This is a genomic window from Sphingobium sp. TomTYG75 (assembly GCF_054771635.1).
Genome location: NZ_BSRE01000002.1, coordinates 545046 through 566614 on the forward strand (window position 1 = coordinate 545046; position 21569 = coordinate 566614).

At 62.5% G+C, this 21569-nt stretch carries 20 protein-coding genes; 12 read left to right on the top strand and 8 right to left on the bottom strand.

Features of this window, described 5'->3' with window-relative positions; genetic code table 11:
- Positions 1 to 154: 154 nt before the first annotated feature.
- Complete coding sequence (locus tag ACYU81_RS16125) at positions 155 to 1399, bottom strand: CaiB/BaiF CoA transferase family protein (RefSeq protein ID WP_460988626.1); 1245 nt, start codon at positions 1397 to 1399, stop codon at positions 155 to 157.
- Positions 1396 to 2196, bottom strand: coding sequence for a crotonase/enoyl-CoA hydratase family protein (locus ACYU81_RS16130; protein ID WP_460988627.1), 801 nt, complete (start codon positions 2194 to 2196; stop codon positions 1396 to 1398). The genes ACYU81_RS16125 and ACYU81_RS16130 overlap by 4 nt, the downstream gene beginning before the upstream one ends.
- Positions 2197 to 2300: 104 nt before the next feature.
- Between ACYU81_RS16130 and ACYU81_RS16135 the strand changes: the two genes are divergently transcribed.
- From ACYU81_RS16135 to ACYU81_RS16170, 8 genes are all read left to right on the top strand, one after another.
- A complete protein-coding gene (locus ACYU81_RS16135) occupies positions 2301 to 3173 on the top strand; it encodes a LysR family transcriptional regulator (protein ID WP_460988628.1) in 873 nt (290 codons plus the stop codon).
- 88 nt (positions 3174 to 3261) lie between these two features.
- A complete protein-coding gene (locus tag ACYU81_RS16140) occupies positions 3262 to 4416 on the top strand; it encodes an acyl-CoA dehydrogenase family protein (protein WP_460988630.1) in 1155 nt (384 codons plus the stop codon).
- Positions 4417 to 4429: 13 nt separating this feature from the next.
- Positions 4430 to 5353 (top strand): acyl-CoA dehydrogenase family protein, encoded by a 924-nt coding sequence (locus ACYU81_RS16145; protein ID WP_460988631.1) that lies wholly within the window; start codon positions 4430 to 4432, stop codon positions 5351 to 5353.
- 132 nt (positions 5354 to 5485) lie between these two features.
- Complete coding sequence (locus ACYU81_RS16150) at positions 5486 to 6922, top strand: NAD-dependent succinate-semialdehyde dehydrogenase (RefSeq protein ID WP_460988633.1); 1437 nt, start codon at positions 5486 to 5488, stop codon at positions 6920 to 6922.
- Between the two features lie 191 nt (positions 6923 to 7113).
- Positions 7114 to 8193 carry a zinc-dependent alcohol dehydrogenase gene (locus tag ACYU81_RS16155; protein ID WP_460988635.1) on the top strand — a complete coding sequence of 360 codons (1080 nt, stop codon included), beginning with the start codon at positions 7114 to 7116 and terminating at the stop codon, positions 8191 to 8193.
- Between the two features lie 33 nt (positions 8194 to 8226).
- Positions 8227 to 9498 (top strand): sulfotransferase family protein, encoded by a 1272-nt coding sequence (locus tag ACYU81_RS16160; protein WP_460988636.1) that lies wholly within the window; start codon positions 8227 to 8229, stop codon positions 9496 to 9498.
- A 29-nt stretch (positions 9499 to 9527) separates the two neighbouring features.
- On the top strand, positions 9528 to 10157 hold the full coding sequence (locus ACYU81_RS16165; protein ID WP_460988638.1) for a TetR/AcrR family transcriptional regulator: 630 nt from the start codon (positions 9528 to 9530) through the stop codon (positions 10155 to 10157).
- Positions 10158 to 10233: 76 nt separating this feature from the next.
- The gene (locus tag ACYU81_RS16170; protein ID WP_460986528.1) at positions 10234 to 12177 is read left to right on the top strand and encodes a flavin-containing monooxygenase; all 1944 of its coding nucleotides are present in this window, start codon (positions 10234 to 10236) and stop codon (positions 12175 to 12177) included.
- A 267-nt stretch (positions 12178 to 12444) separates the two neighbouring features.
- On the opposite strand, the gene ACYU81_RS16175 is transcribed toward ACYU81_RS16170, so the two are convergent.
- From ACYU81_RS16175 to ACYU81_RS16195, 5 genes are read right to left on the bottom strand one after another with little or no spacing between them, the layout of a single operon-like run.
- Positions 12445 to 13197, bottom strand: a complete 753-nt coding sequence (locus ACYU81_RS16175; protein WP_460988640.1) for an SDR family NAD(P)-dependent oxidoreductase — start codon at positions 13195 to 13197, stop codon at positions 12445 to 12447.
- Positions 13194 to 14321 carry a Gfo/Idh/MocA family protein gene (locus ACYU81_RS16180; RefSeq protein WP_460988642.1) on the bottom strand — a complete coding sequence of 376 codons (1128 nt, stop codon included), beginning with the start codon at positions 14319 to 14321 and terminating at the stop codon, positions 13194 to 13196. Before ACYU81_RS16180 ends, ACYU81_RS16175 begins: the two co-directional genes overlap by 4 nt.
- Complete coding sequence (locus ACYU81_RS16185) at positions 14318 to 15175, bottom strand: sugar phosphate isomerase/epimerase family protein (protein ID WP_460988644.1); 858 nt, start codon at positions 15173 to 15175, stop codon at positions 14318 to 14320. Before ACYU81_RS16185 ends, ACYU81_RS16180 begins: the two co-directional genes overlap by 4 nt.
- Entirely contained in the window at positions 15172 to 15585 is a 414-nt protein-coding gene (locus ACYU81_RS16190; protein WP_460988646.1) for a VOC family protein, read from the bottom strand. The genes ACYU81_RS16185 and ACYU81_RS16190 overlap by 4 nt, the downstream gene beginning before the upstream one ends.
- 4 nt (positions 15586 to 15589) lie before the next feature.
- Positions 15590 to 16855 (bottom strand): DUF1214 domain-containing protein, encoded by a 1266-nt coding sequence (locus ACYU81_RS16195; RefSeq protein ID WP_460988648.1) that lies wholly within the window; start codon positions 16853 to 16855, stop codon positions 15590 to 15592.
- Between the two features lie 242 nt (positions 16856 to 17097).
- Between ACYU81_RS16195 and ACYU81_RS16200 the strand changes: the two genes are divergently transcribed.
- A complete protein-coding gene (locus tag ACYU81_RS16200) occupies positions 17098 to 18168 on the top strand; it encodes a hypothetical protein (protein WP_460988649.1) in 1071 nt (356 codons plus the stop codon).
- Between the two features lie 70 nt (positions 18169 to 18238).
- On the opposite strand, the gene ACYU81_RS16205 is transcribed toward ACYU81_RS16200, so the two are convergent.
- Entirely contained in the window at positions 18239 to 18649 is a 411-nt protein-coding gene (locus ACYU81_RS16205) for a nuclear transport factor 2 family protein (RefSeq protein ID WP_460988651.1), read from the bottom strand.
- 180 nt (positions 18650 to 18829) lie between these two features.
- Here ACYU81_RS16205 and ACYU81_RS16210 point away from each other — a divergent pair, with 180 nt between their 5' ends.
- The 3 genes from ACYU81_RS16210 to ACYU81_RS16220 are packed head-to-tail and all read left to right on the top strand — an operon-like array spanning position 18830 to position 21550.
- Positions 18830 to 19909 carry a Rieske 2Fe-2S domain-containing protein gene (locus tag ACYU81_RS16210; protein WP_460988653.1) on the top strand — a complete coding sequence of 360 codons (1080 nt, stop codon included), beginning with the start codon at positions 18830 to 18832 and terminating at the stop codon, positions 19907 to 19909.
- Between the two features lie 13 nt (positions 19910 to 19922).
- Positions 19923 to 20786, top strand: a complete 864-nt coding sequence (locus tag ACYU81_RS16215) for an SDR family NAD(P)-dependent oxidoreductase (protein ID WP_449469483.1) — start codon at positions 19923 to 19925, stop codon at positions 20784 to 20786.
- An 11-nt stretch (positions 20787 to 20797) separates the two neighbouring features.
- Positions 20798 to 21550: an SDR family NAD(P)-dependent oxidoreductase gene (locus ACYU81_RS16220; protein WP_460988655.1), complete on the top strand. Its 753-nt coding sequence runs from the start codon at positions 20798 to 20800 to the stop codon at positions 21548 to 21550.
- Positions 21551 to 21569: the final 19 nt, after the last annotated feature.

The following is a 21569-nucleotide window of genomic DNA, read 5'->3' on the forward strand; positions in this document are numbered from 1 at the left end:
CCCGGCATGATGAACTGCTATTTCCCGCTCTTTCAAGAGCGAAGCGGAGCGGTACTCCTGCCGTCTTCGTCACCCCGGACTTGACCCCGGCTTTCGCCGGGGTGACGGAGGGGGGAGGGCCATAATCACCGTCCTCCGCCTCTGCGCGCAAAAATCAATGCAGCTTTTCCGCGATAACCCCCGCTTCCACAAGCGCCGCAATCTGCCCTTCGGACAATCCCAGCACGTCGCTCAACACGTCACGCGTATCCTCGCCCGAACGCGGCGGCGCGCGGCGGTAATCGGCGGGCGTCTTGGAAAATTTCCCCGGATAGCCCAGCACCTTGACCGGCGTACCGTCCGACCGAACCATGTCCTTGACGACGCCACGCGCGGCAATATGCTCGTCTGCAAGAATGTCGGGTATCTCATTGACCCGCCCGCCCGGCAGCTTGGCGGCCTCCATCGCGGCGATCAGATCGTCCGACTTCCACTTGGCAATCGCCGGTCCCATCTCGTCCTGCAACGCCTTGCGGTTGGGCGATCGGTTGCCATTGTCGATAAAGCGCGGATCGTCCGGCAGGTCCGGCCGCCCGATCAGATCGCAGAAGCTGCGGAACTGCCGGTCATTGCCCAACGCCACCAATATGTCGCCGTCGGAGCAGGAGAAATCCTGATAGGGCACGGTATTGGGATGCTCATTGCCCAGCCGCCGGGGGATCATGCCGCCATTCATATAGTTGGACGCCTGATTGGCGAGCAGCGCCACCTGCGTGTCGAGCAGCGACATGTCGATATGCTGGCCTTCGCCCGTGCGGTCGCGATGGGCGAGCGCGGCAAGGATGGAGATCGCCGAATACAGGCCCGTCACCAGATCGCTGATCGGGATGCCCACCTTCATCGGCCCGCCGCCCGGCTCACCGTCGGGGCGGCCGGTGATGGACATAAGGCCGCTCATCCCCTGGATCAGGAAGTCGTATCCGCCGCGATCCTTATACGGCCCATCCTGACCAAAGCCGGTGATCGAACAATAGATGAGCTTCGGATTGATCGCCGACAGCGACGCATAATCCAGCCCATATTTGTTGAGGCCACCGACGCGGAAATTCTCGACCACGATGTCCGCGCCCAGCGCGATCTCGCGGATCAGGTCCGCGCCACGCGGGTCGGCCAGATTGATCGCGACCGACTGCTTGTTGCGGTTGGCGCACAGATAATAGGCCGCGTCCTTCGACCCGTCATCCAGGAAGGGAGGCCCCCAGCGCCGGGTGTCGTCGCCTTGACCCGGCTGCTCGACCTTGATCACGTCCGCGCCCAGATCGCCCAATATCTGCGTGGTCCACGGCCCCGCCAATACGCGCGACAGGTCGAGCACCTTGATCCCCGCCAGAGGACCGGTTGAGGTTTGCTGCTCGCTCACTTGTTCTTGAACTCCGGCGCGCGCTTGCCAAGGAAGGCGGCGATCGCTTCATGATGATCTTCGGTATAGTGGGCGAGCGACTGGTAACCTGCCGCCATTTCCAGCAGCGTGGTCAGCTTCATGTCGGCCCCTTCGCGCATCAGGCGCTTCGCCATGCGCGTCGCGTGACCCGGATTGGCGGCGATCTTGCCCGCCAGTTCCAGCGCCCGGTCCATCAGCTTGTCGGCGGGCAGCACTTCGGCGACGAGGCCATATTCCAGCGCCGTCTGCGCATTGATCGCATCGCCGGTCAGCGTCATGATGTTGGCGCGCTGCGGCCCGATCAGGCGCGGCAACAGCCAGCCGCCACCGCCGCCGGGGATGATGCCCAGCTTCACATAGCTTTCGGCCACCACGGCAGTATCGGCCATCAGGCGGATGTCGCACATGCAGCTGATGTCCAGGCCAAGGCCGATCGCCGGGCCATTGATCGCCGCAATGATGGGCACTTCCAATTCATGGATAGCCGGGCCAATCATCTGCACGCTGGTGCGATAGGCGTTGCGGATCTCATAGGGCGTGCCGCCGAACATGCCCGAACGTTCGGCCATATATTTGACATTGCCGCCCGCGCTGAACGCCTTGCCATTGCCGGTCAGGACGATCGCGCGCACCGAATTGTCCCGCACCATCTGGCGGCAGAAATCGACGATCTCCTCGCTATGCGCGACCTCGGTGATGGTGTTGCGTTCTTCGGGGCGGTTGAAACGGGCGATGACGACGGGGCCGTCGCGCTCGACGAGAAGAAACGGGTCCAAGCGGGGCTCTCCCAATCCAAACATGAAAAGATCGCAGGACGCTAGGCGCTCGCTTTCTATCAAGCTAATATTGATTTTCGATTGTTCGATATATGGAAGCTATCATGGAACTACGCCAGCTCCGCTATTTCGTCATGCTCGCCGAAACCGGCAATTTCCACCGTGCGGCGGAGCGGCTCAACATGTCGCAGCCGCCACTGACCGTCGCCATCCGCAAGCTGGAGGATGAACTGGGTGCCGCCCTGTTCGTGCGAAGCGCGCGCGGCGTCACGCTGACGGCGGCGGGCCGCGCATCGCTCGACATGGCGCGGGCGACCCTGGCGCAGGCGGATCGCTTCCGGGAAGCCGCGCGGGAGGGCGCGGCGGGGGAACGCGGTCAGTTGCGGGTGGGCTTTGTCGGATCGGCCACCTTCGAACTGCTCCCCCGCCTCATCGCCGAATATCGCCGCCGCTATCCCGCCGTCGAACTGGTGCTGGAGGAAGCGACCAGTTCCGAAATCGCGCGAAAGCTCGCCGCCGCCGAGCTGGACGTCGGGCTGGTGCGTATGCCGTTGCTCCAGATCGCGGCCGTCGACACGCAGGTCATCGACCCCGACGAACTGCATGCGGCCTTGCCCGAAGGCAGCCCCTTCGCCGATGCCGAAAGCGTGGCCCTTGGCGATCTGGCGCAGCAGCCCTTCATCCTGCAAAGCCGCATCAGCGTCCTCCATTCCATCACGCTCACCGCCTGCCAAAAGGCCGGTTTCATGCCCATCGTCGCCCAGGAAGCCGCGCAATTGAGCGCCGTCCTCGCCCTTGTCCGCTCCGGCCTCGGCGTGGCGCTCGTCCCCTCCCGTGCCGCAGGCTCCGTGCCCCAAGGCGTCCGCCTCGTCCGCCTCGCCAACAAGGTGCCCGTCCTCACCGGCGTAGCCCTCCCCCGTGACGCCGCCAGCCCCCTCGCCAAAAACTTCGCCGCCATCGCCTCCGATAGCCATTGAATATCGAATAACCAAAATTCGATATTGGACTATAAAGTCACAAAACGCGATCTATTCACCACTTCCTTAACGGTTTCACGAGGCCGGCTTGTTCGAAACACTGACCCTTTCCACCCTCCCGCCCGAGGATGAGGCGATCCGCCCAGCCCTCCGCGCGCTGATCCAGGAAGCCATCGCCGAACTGCCGGTACACCGCCGCGCCCGATCCTGGCAGGGTTTCGACGCCGCCTTCAGCCGCAAGCTGGGTCAGGCCGGTTATCTCGGCCTGTCGCTGCCCAAGGAATATGGCGGCGTCGGACGCGGTCCCTTCACCCGCTTCGTCGTGGTCGAGGAACTGCTCTCCGCAGGCGCCCCGGTCGCCGGACACTGGATCGCCGACCGCCAGAGCGGCCCGCTGATCCTGCACTATGGCACCGAAGAACAGCGCCGCTTCTACCTCCCCCGCATTTCGAAGGGCGAAGCGCTTTTCTGCATCGGCATGAGCGAGCCGGGCTCCGGTTCCGACCTAGCCAGCGTCCGTAGCCGTGCCGAACAGCAGGCAGACGGCAGCTGGTTACTGAACGGCCAGAAGATCTGGACCACCAACGCGATGCACAGCGATTACATGATCGCTCTCGTCCGCACATCGGGCACCAGCGCCGACCGGCAGCAGGGCCTGTCTCAGCTAATCGTCGACCTGAAGGCGCCCGGCGTCAGCATCCGCCCGATCGTCGACCTTACCGGCGACGCGCATTTCGCCGAAGTCTTCTTCGAAGACGTCCGCCTCGCCCCCGACGCGCTGATCGGCGCCGAAGGGCAGGGGTGGAAGCAGGTCACGGCCGAGCTGGCCTTCGAACGCAGCGGGCCAGAGCGCATCTATTCCTCCGTCGTGCTGATCGACGCCTGGGTCCGCCATCTCGAAGCGGTTGGCCGCAAGGACAGCGCCACGCTGCGCCTCGTCGGATCGCTGATGGCGCAGCAGGCCGTCCTGCGCGAAATGTCGCTGGCCGTTACCGCCCGACTGGTGGCGGGTGAAAGCCCGGTTGTCGAAGCCTCGCTGATGAAGGACCTCGGCACCAGCTTCGAACAGGCCGTGCCGCAGCTGATCGGTGACGATCTGGCCGCCAATCCGGACGAGCCGGTCGATCCTGAACTATACCGCACTTTGCTTTACGTCACCCATATCGCGCCCAGCTTCTCGCTGCGTGGCGGCACGCGTGAAATCCTGCGCGGCATCATCGCCCGCGGCCTTGGCCTGCGCTGAAGGGAGCCACTTCATGGACATGTCCGAACTGATTGATCCCTTCGCCCGCCTGATCGAAGACGTCTGCACCCCCGCCGCGATCCGCGAGATCGAGCAGGGCGGCGATAGCAGCGTGATGTGGAATGCCTTTGTCGAATCCGGTTTCCTTGACGCCCTCGTCGCCGAAGAGGCGGGCGGGGCAGGGCTCTCGTTGGAGGACGCCGCGCCACTGATCGCTTTGCTCGGCCGCCATGCCGTCCCTCTGCCGGTGGGCGATACGATGATCGCGCGTGCGCTGCTCGCCGCAGCTGGCATCGAAGCGCCCGAAGGCCCGATCGCGATCGCCACCGGCGCAGGCGCAGTGCCCTTCGCCGTAGTCGCCTTCCACATCCTGTCGGGCACCCCGGACGCGCCGGTGCTGACTACCGCAAAGGTCGAGGCTACGGGTGTCCCCCATGACGCGGACGCCTATGCTTCAGGGCTGAACGGGGCTGCATTGCGCCCCATCGCTGCTGTGCTTCGGGCGCAGCTCATTTCCGGCGCGGCTGGCCGGGTCATGGAAATGACCGTCGCCTACGCCAATGAGCGTGTCCAGTTCGGCAAGCCCATCGGCAAGCAGCAGGCAGTGCAGCAGCAATTGTCCGTCCTCGCCGAACAGGCCGTAGCCGCCCGCATCGCCGCCGCGATCGGCGCGCGCTCGGGGCTTGAACCCAAGCTCACCGACGCCGCGATCGCCAAGCACGGCACCAGCCTCGCGGCAGGGCAGGTCGCCGCCATCGCCCATGCGGTTCATGGCGCGATCGGCATAAGTGAGGAATATGACCTCCAATTGCTGACCCGCCGCCTGCACGGATGGCGGCTGGCCGATGGCTCGGAAAGCTATTGGGCCGGTGTTCTGGGCGAATTGAGGCTGGCGTCCGCCGCATCGCCGACCGCCGACTTCATTCGCGGGGCCTGAACGGGCCATTCACTGGCGGCTGGGTCTTGTCCCCTCCATGGCGAGAGGGGTAAGAGGCCGCCAACTAATGCGCGCGCAGCTGTCCAGCGGATGAGCTGTGCGGCGCATGTCAGACCCTGAAGGACCATGCGCATGACCAATTCGACGCCCCGCCCCATCATCGACGGTCAGGAACGCAGCCAGGGTTCGCTCGGCACGATGCAACTCGTCAACCCGGCCACCGAGGAACTGATCGCCACGCTGCCGTCGTGCGGCGCGGCCGAAGCTGCCGAGGCCGCACGGCTTTCGGTTGATGGCTTCGCGCAATGGTCCGCCATCTCGCCCTTCGAACGCAGCAAGGTCCTGCGCCGCGCCGCTGACCTGATGCGCGCGGAGGCTGACGAAGCCGCCGCCGAAATGACGCGCGAAGGCGGCAAGCCGCTGGCGCAGGCGCGGGGCGAATGGCTGGGATCGGCCGACCTGCTCGACTGGTATGCGGAAGAAGGCCGCCGCGCTTACGGACGTCTGATCCCCACGCGGGCCAGCGACATGCGCTGGGCGGTGCAGCGTCGGCCCGTCGGTCCCGTGGCTGCGTTCACGCCGTGGAACTTCCCGGCCTGGACCGTCATGCAGAAGGTCGCACCGGCATTGGCGGCAGGTTGTTCGGTCGTTCTGAAGTGCGCGGAAGAAACACCGAGCGCCGGGTGGCGGATTGGCCGCGCGCTGCTGGCCGCTGGCCTGCCACCCCGCGCGATCAGCGTGATCTGGGGCGATCCGGCGGCGATTTCGGCCACCCTTTGCGCTGCGCCGGAAATCCACAAGGTGACGCTGACCGGATCGACCCGTGTCGGCCGCTTGCTGGCGAGTGCCGCCGGGCAGCACCTGAAGAAGGTGACTATGGAACTGGGCGGCCACAATCCTGTGATCGTCGCGCGTGATGCTGATCTTGCCACCGTCGTTCCGCTCGCGACCGAATTCAAGTTTCGCAATACGGGGCAGGTCTGCGTATCACCCACGCGCTTCCTGGTTGAAAAGCCGCTCTATGCCGATTTCGTTGCGGGCGTGGCCGAGGTGGCCAGTAAGCTGCGCGTCGGTGATGGCATGGCTGCGGACACGCAGATGGGGCCGCTAACGACAGCAGGCCAGCTTTCCAAGATCGAGGCGCTGGCGGCTGACGCGGTGCAACGCGGTGCGAAGATCGAAACCGGCGGGTCGCGCATCGGCAATCGCGGCTACTTCTTCCAGCCGACCGTCCTGTCAGGCATGACGCCCGAAATGGACGCGATGAATGACGAGCCGTTCGGTCCCCTCATGCTCGTGATGCCGGTCGATGACCTCGACGCCGCGCTGACAGAGGCGAACCGCTTGCCCTATGGCCTTGCATCCTATGCCTTCACCAACAGCATGAGCACCGAACGCAAGATTTCCGAAGGCATCCATGCGGGCATGCTGGGCATCAATCATTTCGCGATGGCGATGCCGGAAACGCCCTTTGGTGGCGTCGGCGACAGCGGCATGGGGTCCGAAGGCGGTAGCGAAGGCATGGAGGCCTATCTGCGGCCCTTCCTCATCTCCGCCAAAATCGGATGAAATAGCCGTCGTGCCCCGGCGTGAAGGGGCCGCCTAATGCTGATCGAATGATGCTGCCCCGTGCCTGTCAAAAGGTGCGGGGTAGTTTTCGTTCGCCCGGCATTCGGCCCGCCGTCAGCCGCTTCTCTTCTTGACTCGGAAACTGATTGGTTTACCAGTTTCGCCGAACGAAAAAGTGAGGAGAGGACGTCATGAGCGATTCCAAAGGCGCGGGCGCGAATCCGGATCAGCAAAATTCCGCAACCATGCCGCTGGCGCGCGTTCATGGCGTTGGCGACATGCGCGTCGATCAGGTCGCGATACCGGTCGTCGGTCCCCATGATGTGCTGGTGCGCATCGGCGCCATCGGCGTGTGTGGCAGCGATCTGGGATATGTTGCCGCAGGTGGCCTGGGCGGTGGCGCGCCTCTCGCTGAACCCCTGCCCATCGGCCATGAATTTGCAGGCGTCGTTGAGAAGGTGGGCGCGCAGGTGAACGGCATTCAGCCGGGACAGCGCTGTGCCGTCAATCCCGATGCTGGGCTGATCGGCGGGGGCGGGCCGACGGGCGCCTTCGCTCCGTTCATCCTTGTTCCGGACGCCCGCGCTGGCGCCGACATCTGCCCCATCCCCGACAGCCTCCCGCTCGAAAAGGCGGCGTTGGCCGAGCCTTTGTCCGTGGGCCTGCATGGCGTGAATATCGGCCGGGTACAGCCGGGCGACAAGGTGGTGATCCTCGGCGCGGGTCCGATCGGCCTGTGCACCATCATCTGCCTTCGCCATCGTGGCGTGAAGGACATATTGATCGCCGACTTGTCCGACGCGCGGCTCGAACGCGCGCGCCAGCTTGGCGCTGCGGTCACCATCAATCCCTCGCGCGAACCGCTGGTCGAGGCGATCGGGAAGGCGCACGGAACCGGCGAGCGGTTCAGCATGCCCTTTGTCGGCACGGATGTCATCATCGACGCCGCCGGAGCGCAGCCGCCACTGGCCGAGTTGCTCGATGTCGCTAAATTCCGCGCGCGCATCGTGATCGTCGCGCTCCACAAAAAGCCGATGCCGGTCAATCTGTGGAAGATGATGGCCAATGAGTTCAGCATTTCCGGGTCGATCGCAACCGACCGCGAGGATGAGTTCAACGAATGCCTCCAGATGCTGGCGAGCGGCGAGATCAATGTCGATCCGCTGATCAGCCATCGTATCGCGTTCGACAAATTGGATGAGGCCTTCCGCATCGCCGCGGATACCGAAGCGTCGGCCAAGGTCATCGTCACTTTCCCACAGGCTGCGTGAAGCTGGTTTCAGCCACGCCAAAGGATTCATAAAATGAGCGACATCATGCTGCCGGAAGCGCAGGAAATTCATATCGACGACATGGCGGACCCGATCGTCACGCCGATGATCGCCGCAGCCCGTCAGGGACCCGCCGACCGGCCTGACCGCATGACGGTGGACGATGTTCTGGCCCAGGCCATCGCCAATTCCGGCGGCCTCGATGATTTCGGTGAGGATCAGAGCTTTCGCGAACGCATGGCGGTGACGCTTCAGGCGTGGGATGAGGATGAAGGCCTGACCCGTGGCGGCCGGATCACCCTGCTCGACCATCTGGTGCGCGTCATGGTGAACCGCCTGCGGATCGAGGATATCGTCAAGCGGCACCCGGAAATCCTCGACATCCAGATCGATCGCCCGCTGTTCATCGCGGGGCTGCCGCGTTCGGGCACGACGCACCTCGTCAACTGGCTCGCCCGCGATGAGCGATTGCGATCGCTGACACTCTGGGAAGCCGAGGAGCCCGTCCAGGTGCGCGAACTTGCGCCCGGCGAAGTTGACCCGCGCATCACCCGCAGTGCCGAACTATGGAGCGCGTTCGAGGCGATGCTGCCCCACATGGCGGCGATGCACGGCATGGATGCAGCATCGATCCATGAGGATAATGAGCTGCTTTATATGGATCTCAACTGCTACAGCTGGGAGTTCCAGTCCCGCATTCCGCGTTGGATCGACCATTATTTCGCCCATGACCGCACGCCCAGCTATGCCTATGAAAAGAAGGTGTTGCAGGTGCTGACCTGGCATCGCGGTCCCAATCGCTGGTTGTTGAAATCGCCGCAACACATGGAAAATCTGGCCGCGATCAAGGCCGTTTTCCCCGATGCCACGATGGTCATCACGCATCGCGATCCCATCGCTGTTCTGCGGTCGCTGACCACCATGCTTGGCTATAGCGACCGTATCCGCCGCGATCCGGTCGATCCGCCTGCGCTCGCCCGCCTCTGGCTGGACCGGATCGAGCGGCTGCTGCGCGCCTGTGTGGATCAGCGGGACGCATGGGGGCCGGAACAGTCGGTCGACCTGTTGTTCCACGAATATATGGCCGATCAGGAACGGGTGATGCGGGAGGTTTACGCGCTGGCGGGGCTGGAATTGACCCCAGAGGTCGAAAATCAGCTGCTTGGCTATCTCAACGAAAATCCGCGGAACAAGCATGGCAAGGTGATCTACGACCTCGAAGGGGTGTTCGGCCTGAACGAAGCCGCCGCTCGGGAACGTTTCGCCTTTTACTATGACCGCTTTCCAGTGCGGCATGAGGCCTGATGGGGACGTCCGCAACCGCATCTGCTGAAATGGAATCAGTGTCCGTCCCGGCGCGGGTAGGCCGGGCAGACCAGACGCTCGCGAAGAAGCGCCGTCTGCTCCAGATCGCGCGCGAGGAGTTCATCCGCCAAGGCTATCGTGCGGTCACGATGGATGCGATCGCACAGGCGGCAGGCGTGTCCAAGCGTTCCCTCTACCTCTGGCATGAAGACAAGGCGGCCCTTTTCCGGGCCTGCCTTGCCGCCGGGGTAGAGCGTTTTCCCTTGCCCCAATTTAACGATCCAGCCGAGCCTGAAGCTGATCTACGGGCTTTTGGCGTTGCGTTGCTGACGGAATTCACCAGGCCATCGACCGTAGGCATGGCGCGGCTGTTGATGCGCGAAGCACATGAGTTCACCGAATTCGGAGCCATGATCCGGCAGAGCCAGGATGATTATCTTATCCTTCCCTTGGCCAGCCATCTTGAGCGGGCCGGGGTCGCGAAAGGTGACAGGATGGCAGCGGCGAAGTTGCTGCTCTCCATGCTCCTGATGCCGGTTCATAATTATCTGCTGATCGATGCTGCGCTCCCGGATGAAACGGAATGTGCGGCTCATGTCGGGATGGCTGTGCGCACCTTTCTTCAAGGGTGCTTGGGCTGCGAAGGCGGGCTCGCTTGACTCAAAAAGCAGCCCCTATTATCCACAAGTGAGCATTCACTTACAAATGTGGCGAGTCGGAGAGGACCCTAGGACGATGGCTGAACATGTCGATGGCGCGGTGATGGCACGGGACTGGCACGATCGCAGCCTGCCGCTGGCCGATAGCGAAGAACTGCGCGTCGCGCTGGAGGAAGCAAATATCCAGACGCTGCTGATGGTCTATGTCCATCTGACCCATGACGCGGCGATGCTGGACATTTTCGGCAACTATATCAAACCGCCTTTCTCCGTTCCCAACACCGAAATCCCCGCCGAATATAGCCAGGAACTGCGTACCAAGCTGCTCCATGTGTTGACGACCCCCGGCGCCGCGCGCGAGGACGATCCGTCCGACGCGTTGATGAAGCGGATGATGAGCGTCGGCGTGGGCGAGGAAGTAGCGGACGAATTCCTGCCGCTGCTGTTCGACCAGATCGGTTTCAAACTGCCCAAGCCGCGCAAGGAAATCGAAGGGCGCACGCCGCCGCCGACAGATTTCAAGGTGCTGGTGATCGGCGCCGGCATGACCGGCCTTGCCGCCTCGCTGAAGCTGGAAGAAGGCGGTTACGAGCATATCGTGATCGAAAAGAATCCCGAAGTCGGTGGCACCTGGTACGAAAACCGCTATCCCGGCGTGGGCGTCGATACGCCCAGCCACTTCTATTCCTATTCCTTCGAAATCACGCCCGAATGGTCGCATTACCATCCGAAGGGCGTGGATATGCAGAAATATCTGCTGCACGTCGCCGACAAGTACGACCTGCGCCGCAATATCCGCTTCAATACCGAAGTCGTCGCCCTGCGCTATGACGATGCAGAAGCGGTGTGGAACGTCACCGTCCGCGGCAAGGACGGCACGGAAGAAATCATCCGCGCCAATGCCGTCATCAACGCTCACGGCCCAGTGAACCGCTGGAAATGGCCTGATATCCCGGGCCGCGAAGAGTTCCAGGGCAAGATGATGCACACCGCGACCTGGGATCCGTCCACGCGGATCGAAGGCAAGCGGGTCGGCATCATCGGCACGGGCGCCAGCGCCGCGCAGTTGATCGGCGCGATCGCGGATCAGGTCAGCGATCTCACCGTGTTCATGCGCACGCGCTACTGGTCGATCTACAATCCGGAGATCAATCATGAAGTGTCGCCGGGCATGAAGTTCGCCCTGCGCTACATCCCGCATTTCCGCGAATGGTTCCGCTTCCGCGTCTACTGGTTCGCGGCCGACGGCCTCTACGGCAATGTGGTCAAGGACCCGGAATGGCCGGTCGACAGCCCATCCGTCTCGGCGGCCAATGAGGGCGCGCGGCAATGGGCGCTGGCCCATCTGGAAGCGAAGTTCCACGACCGTCCCGACCTCAAAGAAAAGCTGACGCCGGACTTCCCGATCTTTTCCAAGCGCATCATCCTGGACGCTGGCTGGTTCGACGCGCTCAAGCAGCCCAACGTCACGCTGGAAGATGGCGGGATCGAATGCTTCACGCCCAAGGGCATCCGCACCAAGGACGGCAAGGAGTATGAATTCGACATCATCGTCTGCGCCACGGGCTTCGACGTCGCCAACATGATGGGCAAGCTGGAAATCCACGGCAAGGGCGGCCGGTCACTGCGCGACGAATGGGGCAAGGACGATCCGCGCTCCTATCTGGGCGTCACGGTGCCCGGCTATCCCAATTACTTCATGACGGTTGGCCCCAACAGCGCGCCCAACCATGCGGCGGGCCAGAACCTGATTTCCGAAGCGCAGGTGAACTACATCATCGAATGCCTGGACTGGATCAACGAAAGCGGCGCTCGTGCTGTCGAACCGACCCAACAGGCGTTCGAACAGTGGAACCGGGAGGTCGAGGAACAGATGAAGAATATGATCTGGACCCACCCGAGGGCGAACAGCTATTATAACAACTCGACAGGCCGAGTATTCCTGTCATGGCCGTGGCGACTGGTGGACCTTTGGAACCAGACACGTCGTCCCGCCAAGGATAATTTCGAGCTACACTGAGCGCGGGTCGAAAGGAATGACATAGGATAAGAGCCGGTCTGTAAGGACCGGCTCTTATCGCTTCTGCACTTTTCGTATCGATTAGAGCTTCGTGCTTTAATCGGCTCCACCTCTATTAATGCCGTTCGCCCTGAGCCTGTCGAAGGGTTCTACTTCTTTTTAGGAAGAGGAGGGCTTCGACATTTGAACGAGGCAAGTGACTCATTCAAACAAGCCCGAACGGGGTTAGGTGATTCAGATTAAAGGCACGATGCTCCCGGCGGGGGATCAGCCGGAAACTGTGTACCCGCCGTCAACGGCCAGCGTCTGACCCGTGATCCACGCTGCGCCGGGGCTCGACAGGAAAAGGATCGCGTTGGCGATATCTTCGGGCGCGCCCGGTCGACCCAGGGGCGTCCTTGCGAGCGTGGGCGCCATCCAGTCTTCTTGCGCGAAGGTCCCTTCGGTCATGCGGCTGCGCGTCAGCCCTGCCGCGACCGCGTTGACGCGGATGCCGCGCTCCCCCCATTTGACCGCGAGTGACCGGGTCAGGCCGAGCAGGCCGGTCTTGGCGGCGCCATAGCCCGGCACGATCGGAATACCGAAATAGCTGCTCATCGACGCGATGCTGACGACGCTCCCCCCGCCTGCGATCTTGCTTTGCGCCAGCAGGTCCGCGCTCTGCCGCGCCATGCGGAAAGCGCCCACCAGCAGCATGTTGACGGCGCGGGCGAATATCTCGGGCTCATATTCGTCAAGGCCGAGACTGGGCAGCGCCACCCCGGCATTGTTCACCAGAATGTCGAGCTTATCCAGGCTGGCCGCCACCGCGTCGATGCTTTGGCCGTCCTCAATATCCATCTGTAAATAGCGGTAGCCTGACAGATCGCCGTCATAGTCGGCGGCACTGCCACGCGTGCCGGTGATCGTCACATTCGCCCCGGCTTCAAGATAGGCGGCGGCGGCGGCGGCGCCTATGCCGCTGGTGCCGCCGGTGACGAGGACATGCGCCCCGGAAAAATCATAGGATGGGTTCGTCATACTGTCTCCACTTCGATCCAACGGCCTTCCGCCGCCGAAAGGCGCGCGGCATCGAGCACGGCTTGTCCTGCCGCCGCATCAAGAAAATCGCCCGCCGGATCAGGCAGCGGCGGCGTGCGGCCCTCGATCCTTGCCTTCAACTGACGGAACAGTTTGGCATAGGGCGCGACATCGAACCCCTGCGTGTGCCAGCGATCCATTTCCGTCTGGATCAACTCCGCGACGGCAAAGGGTTCGGGCGCTGGATTGACCAGTTCGGCAGGCATCGGAACCTGCCGCGCGCCGTCCGCATCCTTTATCCACACCTCTTCAGGATCGCCAAAGGCGCTGCCCGACTGGATCCACGCGGCGCCCTTAGTCCCCGCCACCTTGGTCGCCATGACGAAGGGTCCGGGAAAGTTCATCGCCGCCTCGATCACGCCCATGCACCCGTTCGCGGTCCTGAACTGCACGTTATAATAATCGTCGGACGTCATAGCGGGGCGGGTTGTGGAGAGCTTGCGCAACATCGCGTTGACGGCCACGATCTCGCCCAAGGTCGAACGAACCTGATCGATCATGTGCGTGCCGAACGCGCCCAGAAAGCCCCCACCCTGCGCCGCGTCCGTCCACCAATCGGCCAGAGGTTCTTCCTCGCCCGTGCCCGGCTGCTGGTAGATGCGGCTGAACATCAGTGGATCGCCGATCAGGCCATCCTGCACCACGCGCCGCAACAGCGCCTGCGCGCTGTCGAAACGGAATTCCGCGCCCAGTGCATGGACGACGCCAGCCTTGTTCGCTGCGTCCAGCATCTCGCGCGCTTGCGCCAGATCGCGCGCAAAGGGCTTTTCGCACATCACATTACGCCCAGCGGCAATGGCCTGCATGACGGGCGTGTAGTGCGCATGGGGCGGCGTTGCGACCGTCACCAGCCGGATGGCCGGATCGTCGGCAAGCACCTGTTCCAGATTATCCGACGCCAGCGGAATATTGAGCGGGGCCGCACGCTCGGCCGTACGTTCCCGGTTGCGCCCGACAATGGCGCGAACCTCGAAGCCCGCTTCCCGCAGCGCCCTGACATGCGTGAACAGGCCAAAGCCCGTGCCCACAACCACCGCGCCTATCGGCGTTTCTTCTCCACTCATCGTATTTCTCTGGCCTTTCTGATGATGTCGCGGGCTGCTGGCGCCCATGAGGCGATGGCTTCGCCCATCGGCGCTGCACTGGTTGCAGCGGAAAATATCTCGACGGAAATCGGCGCTGTCGCCTCGATCCGATCGAGCGTGCGGATGAAACGGGTGAGGTCGAAGCTGCCCTGTCCCGGCACAAGACGGGCCGTCATGGTCTCGTGCATCAGGTCCGATTGGGGCTCTGCGGGCGCGTCGTTTATCTGGATGGTGTGGATGCGCGACCCCGGAATGCTCTCCAGCAAGTCGAAGTTCGCTCCGCTCCGGAAGAAATGCCAGCTGTCGAGGGTCAGGCCGCCATTGGGCCTGCCCGCCGCCTGAACGATCGCCCAAGCACTCGCCAGGTCGGGGATGCCGCCAAAGGGAAGGAACTCGATATGCGCCTTCATGCCATGGCGGGCGGCCAGGTCGCACAAATCGGCAAAGGCTTCCGCAGCCTCATCGAGTGACGGCGTGACGCCCATCATCTCCACCGCCGTGACGGAGGGTGACCCGATGCGCGCGGCGGTTTCCACCACGCGGTCGGGCGTCATCGAGCGGAGCAGGGCGGCCATAGGGACATCATCCCCAGCGCTGCGATGGCTGGGCAGCCAGCAGGCCGTGCAATCCATCTCCATGATTGCCAAGCCGTGGTCCGCTATCCGCATGCCGATGTCGGCGGCATTCATCCCCGCCTCTTCCAAAGCCCAGATGTCGCCGGGCATCAGCGATATGGCGGAAAACCCGGCTTCACGCGCGGGCGCTAGCCGTTCCAGCAGCGGCACATGGACGAAGGGCGGGGCCGACAGGACCAGCATCGGATCGTTCGTCATGCCTGATCCAGACGGAAATTCAGTTCCAGGATGATCCCGTTCCGCTCTTCCACGAATAGTTGGCAGAGATTGGCCGGCGGATAATCCTTGCGCACGACGCCAAGACCGGCGGCTTCCAGTCGCGGGAACATCGTGGGCAGGTCGTCGCATTCCAACGCCACATGATGCACAGCGCCGCTGCCCCGCGCAGGGGTGAAGGGAAACGCATCATCACTGGGATAGCGGCCCTCGACAGGGCCGATATGAATGATCGGACGATCGCCGGGATCATATATCCAGCAGCCCTTGTCGATGGACTCCGCCCCCGGCGCGACACCGGCGCGAAGACCCAGCACGTCGCGGAAAAAGGCGGCGGTGCCGGGCACGTCCGCTGTACGGATGTTCACATGGTCAAGCGTTCGTACGGCCATTGCATCAATCCACGAACTGGCCGGTCAGGATCGCCGCGCCTGCATCCAGCGCGCCCGTGCCCTCTGCTTCCAGCCGGGCGAGCGGCAGACGCCAGAGATTGACGTCGGCGGTGCTTTCGGTCCGCACCAGCCGAAGCCCCCAAATCCCCCGTTCATGCCCATAGCTATTCACCCAGTTGCCGCCGAGGCCCGGATCGCGTTCGGCTATGACGATGCGGACCCGGCCATCAGGCTCCGCAACGAAACGGTAATTGTTCACCCATCCGTTGCCATCCTCGAACGTGTCGAGGTTTTCCTGCCACATATTGCAGATCTGGAAGTTCCAATATTCGCACTCAGGCGGCACGAATTCGAGCACCAGCGCTTCGTCCAGCCCCTTTTCCCATCCGCCGAACGCGACGTGGCGATCGGGGACGCCACCGTTCGACAGATATTGCGCGCGGCTATAGTCGAGCCGGTTCAGCTTTGCCGCAAAATTGCCCTGCGTGCCGTTCCACCAGTTGCGCACCAGTTCGGCATAGCCCAGCACGCCCTGCGCGGCCCAGGCGAGGTTGTTCGCCATCAACGCTGGCGTCACCGGCTCGGGTGCCGCGCCATCCATCCGCTCGATCCGCAGACCCGGAGCGATCTCCTTTTCCCGGTCGCTCCAGACGAGCCGGATGAGGATGCAGTTGGTATCCGGTTGCAGCTTCAGCCAATTCTTGCCTTCGCCGGGATCATTTTGCGACATGATGATCTCGAACGTCCCGTCATCTTCGATATGAAGCTGCTGACTGCCCAGGAAGCCGGTGGTTTTGAGGTTGGAGGGGTCGAACTGTTTCAATCCCTCGACGCCGAGCTGTGCCCAATCACGCGCGCCCAAATCGTCGGGCGCTGGCGCGGTCAATATGGCGAAGATGAAATAGGGTATGGTCCCGCGCGTGCCGATGATCCGGTAATCGCGGGCTTCATCGAACTGGCACATCAGATGGTCCTGATCGACCGTCTGGACGTTGATCGACTGGCGCCATACCATGTCGCGCAGGCGCGGCCGGGTGGGTTCGGCGTTCTCGATCAGCCGCTCGAAGCTCGACCGGGCGACCCGCGTCAGAAAACGATACCATTCGGCCCGGTCGAGATCGGACGGATCATCGCCGAACCGGTCTATCATCCGGCCAGCGACTTTCAGGACGTCGCAGAAATCTTCCCACGACTGGCCCGATAGCAGCCGCTGCGCGGCCTGCGTTTCAATCGCGCGCTTGTCGATCGGTTCTTTCAAGGCGTCAGTCATCGCGCCGCATCCTCTCCTGATTTGAGGCAGGAAGGTGCCACCATCCCTGTCACGCGGCCAGTCAATCTTCTGTCGATACCGTGCCATTATCCTTCCTATGTGACGCAAAACATCCGCAGCGGGGGCCACGGACATTTCCATGCCAACCAGGATTGACAAAAAAGTTATAATACGATAACTTTACAGCGTTTGAAGGCGGATGGAATGATTCGCCCGAGGTTTGGAGAGGAGTTGCAAAAATCATGTTGAGCAATGAGCAGAAGCGGCGGTTGTCCGACATGCTGCAGCCTGTTTCGCCGCCGCGCGAGTTGCATGACGTCTACACCGAGGATCAACGTCGGCGGCTGCTGGATGTCGTCCATAGCGGCGCCTGGAAGCTCATCATCGCGCAGCATTTTCCGACGCCGGAATCCCTGATCGCCACCTTCGCGGGCGGTTTTCCGGAAGGGTTCGAGCCGACGCTCGACATGTTCCTGACGCCGACATTCCGCGGCTTCTATGCCAATTATTCGACCTGCATGTACCCGGAGATTCAGGATACCTTCTACAATCCGACATTCCTGGAATATGCCAAATCCTATTGGAATGCGGACTACGCCAAGCCGCAGATGATGCTGTTCAACGTGAACGGCCCCTGCGGCAATACTGATCCGGGCCATCTGGATTCGCCCAGCTTCCGTGGCGTTCGCTATGAAAACTCGCCCACATGGCTATGTTCGATCATGGGCCGGTCGGGACTGTTCCAGGACTATCTGATCAAGATGGCCCAGGTGATCACCTGGTTCAGCCATGATCCCAATAGCGGCTTCACCTATTGGCCCAAGGGTCCGCTGGAAAAGCCCGCGCGGTTGCAGCCGCCCGTCTATAATCGTGGTGTGGTTGTGCAGAATGAAATGCTCGTCCATCGCGGCGAAGCCAATGGCCCGATCGAGCGCCGCAAGCCGCAGGGCCTGGGCTTTGACTCCCTGTTTAGCGGCGAACCGGGCAACCCCGATGGCTGGCTGGTAAAGACCGGCGACGAAGTCATCGAGCGTTATCATACCGACGATTTGCGCTTCCTCGTCCACTGGTCGGCCGAAGTGTTCGAAGATTATGCCGAGCTTAAGAAGAACATGGATGGGTCTGACAACCTCACCTATGATCAGGTGTTCGACACGCTGATCAAGGATGTGCGCTCGCGCGGTTTCCAGATCGAGACGCCGACCGATCCGATCAACGATCCGGTTTTCATCAAGGCGCTGAACGCCGCTTATGACTATGGTGGCCCGGCCGAATATCCGGCCGAAGCGCCGCGTGAGCTGGTCGCCGCCTGAGCGCGAGCGGACAGCAAGAGCAGGAAGAAGGGGCGTCCCGTCAGGGCGCCCCTTTTTTCATGGCCTCCGTTCAGGGGGCTGGTTCCATGTCCTCGGGCCCCCAATAGGCCTTCAGGCTGGTGATCTTTCCCTCTCCATCGAACGTGCAGACATCCAGCGACCGGATCAGCAGGCGCGGGCCTTCCGGCGGCTGAAACGTCACATCAAACACGAGCGCGGCCGCATTGGCATGCGATCCCCGGATCGGTGCCACCGGCCGGATATGTGTGTCAAAAGCGATCGTGTCGCTAAACCATGCACGGATTTCCTCGCCGGTCTTGGGCGGAGAACCAACCGGGTCCTCGATCACCGCATCACGCGCGAACAGCGCCAGCACGCCGTCCCGATCGCCCGCGTTGATGCGATCCACATAGGCCTGAAGCGCGGCCCGCATGTGCGTTTGGTCAGGTCCCGGTACGCGGGGTGGAGAGGATTCGGACATATCCTGTTTACCTCGTTATCCATAGAGTCATAACGGCTATGAATCGCGCATTTAACATATGAACTTGCCTTTATAATGATGTTTTGCGTAGAAAGCGGAAGATTTCAAAAAGGCTATAAGCGAGGCTGTGACTCGCCGCATTAGCTGCTAATTTGCCATGGGCAGTGAGAGGATCAAGAAATGGCGACATCGTCGGACTATCGTCTGGGAGACTTCACCTTCCCTCGTGGCTGGTTCATGGTGGGTGAGAGCGCTGAGGCGACGAGCACGCCCAAGGCGATGCGCTACCTCGGCCAGGACATGGTGATGTACCGTGGCGAGAGCGGCAAGGTCTATGTGACCGAAGCCTATTGCCCGCACATGGGCGCGCATCTGGCGAAGAACACGACGAGCTACATCGTGCGCGATGGCGAGCAGGTGCAGGGCGAATCGATCCGCTGCCCCTTCCATGGCTGGCAATATGGCCCCGACGGCCAGTGCAAGAACATCCCCTATTCCGACTTCGTGCCCAAGGCAGCCAAGCTCAAAACCTTCCCGGCGATGGAGCGCGCGGGCACGATCTGGATCTGGCATGATCCCGAAGGCCTCGAACCCAATTTCGACCTGCCCGATTTTGGCGGCCATTATGACGCGCCCGGCTGGGTCAACTGGAAGATCGACTATATGGGCGATCTTGATATCCACCCGATCGAGGTGGTCGATAACATGGCCGACTTCGGCCATTTCATCCCGATCCATGGCGCGAAGGATTTCGTCTACTTCGCCAATGAGTTCAAGGATCACATCGTCCACCAATATTATGCCGCAGGGCACCGCACGCTGACGCTCAATCCAGAGGACGTGCTGACGCTCGACACCTGGTACACCGGCCCCTCGATCCTCCAGTCGGAGATGGCGGGAACGTTCGACAGCTTCATCATGATCACCCATACGCCGATTGAGGATGGCAAGATCCGCGTCTGGCATGGGTTGATGGTGCAGGTGAATGACGGCACCGCGCCGGTGACGGACGAGCTACGCGCCGCAGCCCTCGAATATCAGGAAGGCAGCCGCCTCGCCTTCGCGCAGGATGTGGAGATCTGGCAGAACAAGAGGGCGTGCCTCAACCCGCTCGTCATCCCCAATGACGGCCCCTATGGCAAGGTGCGCAGCTGGTACAAGCAGTTCTACAACCCCCGCGACAAGACGCCCGACATGCACAAGCGCACCAACGGCCTGCATGTCACACTCGACAAGCGTAGTTCCACGCAGGCGGCCTGAAGGAGAAAATAAAATGGAGAGAAGTGAACGTCCGGTCGCCATCGTCACTGGCGCCAGCCGTGGCGCGGGTCGTGGCATTGCGGTGGCGCTGGGAGAGAAAGGCTATCGCGTCTATGTGACGGGCCGCTCCGTTCGCGAAGGCGATGCGGAACTGCCCGGCACCATCGGCGCGACGGCGGCGCAGGTCGATGCAGCCGGCGGCGAAGGCCGCGCGGTGCAGGTCGACCATGCCGATGACGCAGCCATCGCCGCGCTGTTCGAGCGTGTGCGTGACGAAAGCGGCCGCCTCGACATATTGGTCAACAATGTCGCCGCCCTGAACGACGATCTCGTCAAGCCCGGCCCCTTCTGGGAAAAATCGACCGGGCTTGTGGATATATTGAACGTCGGCCTGCGCTCCCATTATCTCGCCAGCTGGCATGCCGCGCGCATGATGGTTCCGGCGGGCAGCGGCCTTATCGCCTTCACCTCATCCTTCGGGTCGGTCTGCTACATGCACGGCGCAGCCTATGGCGCGCAGAAAGCGGGCGTGGACAAGTTCGCCGCCGACATGGGCGTGGACTTCCGGGGTACGGGCGTTACCGCAATTGCGCTCTGGATGGGGCCGCTCCTAACGGAACGCAGCGCGCGGACGCTAGGCGAGCATCCTGAGCAATATGAAAAGTTCATGGCCGATGCCGAGACGCCTGAATTCAATGGCCGGGTGATCGCCGCCATCCATGACGATCCAAACCGAGACGAATTGAACGGCCAGACGCTGATCACGGCTGAAATCGCGCAGCGATACGGCATAACCGAAGCGGGCGGACGCACGCCGCCATCCTACCGCGCGATGCTGGGCGATCCGCGCATCCCGCACCCCGCCATCGTGGCGTAAAGGAGCTGACGATGGATTTAGGGCGCCGATTTGCAGGCAAGTCGATCATTGTAACCGGAGCCGCATCCGGCATAGGACGCGCCACCGCCATCCGGCTGGCTGTCGAAGGCGGCCGGGTGCTCGCGGTGGACCTGGATGAAAAGGGGCTGGAAACGCTAAGGCAGGAACAGCCCGGCATTGCCATCCGCGCGGGATCGGTGGCTGACGAACCGACCGCCCGCTCGATCGTGGCGCAGTGGGTCGAAGAAGCCGGGCAACTCGACGTTCTCGTCAACATGGCGGGCATCATCCGATCAAGCCACGCCGCAACGACCGACTATGAAGCCTTCATGTCCCTCATTGCGGTCAATATGGGCAGCACCTTCCTGATGTGCCGCGAAGCCTTGCCGCATCTGGAAAAGACAAAGGGCAACATCGTCAACGCCGCGTCCACCTCCAGCCATTTCGGCCATCCCTTCCTCACCGGCTACGCCGCCAGCAAGGGCGCGGTCGCCGCCTACACCCAGAGCCTCGCCTGGGAATATTTGAAGCGCGGCGTGCGGGTGAATGCGGTCGCGCCGGGCGGCATCGAAACGCCGCTCGCCAACAGCGTCCAAACCGGCATGGTGGAAGGCGCCGATTGGGAGTTGTATAATCATCTCGGCCCGATCAATGGATTTGCGACCCCGGACAAAATTGCGGGCGTCATCGCCATGCTGGCGAGTGAGGATGGAGGGCACATGAATGGCGCAATCGTGCGTATCGACGGGGGCGTTCACGCCTGAACCATCAGGCGTGGCAGGG

What these genes read in the sequence shown, in the direction of transcription:
- ACYU81_RS16195 (WP_460988648.1), bottom strand. Translation starts at nt 16,855, where the DNA reads ATGACTGACGCCTTGAAAGAACCGATCGACAAGCGCGCGATTGAAACG.
- ACYU81_RS16185 (WP_460988644.1), bottom strand. Translation starts at nt 15,175, where the DNA reads ATGACGAACGATCCGATGCTGGTCCTGTCGGCCCCGCCCTTCGTCCAT.
- ACYU81_RS16200 (WP_460988649.1), top strand. Translation starts at nt 17,098, where the DNA reads ATGTTGAGCAATGAGCAGAAGCGGCGGTTGTCCGACATGCTGCAGCCT.
- ACYU81_RS16160 (WP_460988636.1), top strand. Translation starts at nt 8,227, where the DNA reads ATGAGCGACATCATGCTGCCGGAAGCGCAGGAAATTCATATCGACGAC.
- ACYU81_RS16220 (WP_460988655.1), top strand. Translation starts at nt 20,798, where the DNA reads ATGGATTTAGGGCGCCGATTTGCAGGCAAGTCGATCATTGTAACCGGA.
- ACYU81_RS16215 (WP_449469483.1), top strand. Translation starts at nt 19,923, where the DNA reads ATGGAGAGAAGTGAACGTCCGGTCGCCATCGTCACTGGCGCCAGCCGT.
- ACYU81_RS16210 (WP_460988653.1), top strand. Translation starts at nt 18,830, where the DNA reads ATGGCGACATCGTCGGACTATCGTCTGGGAGACTTCACCTTCCCTCGT.
- ACYU81_RS16190 (WP_460988646.1), bottom strand. Translation starts at nt 15,585, where the DNA reads ATGGCCGTACGAACGCTTGACCATGTGAACATCCGTACAGCGGACGTG.
- ACYU81_RS16205 (WP_460988651.1), bottom strand. Translation starts at nt 18,649, where the DNA reads ATGTCCGAATCCTCTCCACCCCGCGTACCGGGACCTGACCAAACGCAC.
- ACYU81_RS16180 (WP_460988642.1), bottom strand. Translation starts at nt 14,321, where the DNA reads ATGAGTGGAGAAGAAACGCCGATAGGCGCGGTGGTTGTGGGCACGGGC.
- ACYU81_RS16165 (WP_460988638.1), top strand. Translation starts at nt 9,528, where the DNA reads ATGGAATCAGTGTCCGTCCCGGCGCGGGTAGGCCGGGCAGACCAGACG.
- ACYU81_RS16170 (WP_460986528.1), top strand. Translation starts at nt 10,234, where the DNA reads ATGGCTGAACATGTCGATGGCGCGGTGATGGCACGGGACTGGCACGAT.
- ACYU81_RS16155 (WP_460988635.1), top strand. Translation starts at nt 7,114, where the DNA reads ATGAGCGATTCCAAAGGCGCGGGCGCGAATCCGGATCAGCAAAATTCC.
- ACYU81_RS16145 (WP_460988631.1), top strand. Translation starts at nt 4,430, where the DNA reads ATGGACATGTCCGAACTGATTGATCCCTTCGCCCGCCTGATCGAAGAC.
- ACYU81_RS16150 (WP_460988633.1), top strand. Translation starts at nt 5,486, where the DNA reads ATGACCAATTCGACGCCCCGCCCCATCATCGACGGTCAGGAACGCAGC.
- ACYU81_RS16135 (WP_460988628.1), top strand. Translation starts at nt 2,301, where the DNA reads ATGGAACTACGCCAGCTCCGCTATTTCGTCATGCTCGCCGAAACCGGC.
- ACYU81_RS16175 (WP_460988640.1), bottom strand. Translation starts at nt 13,197, where the DNA reads ATGACGAACCCATCCTATGATTTTTCCGGGGCGCATGTCCTCGTCACC.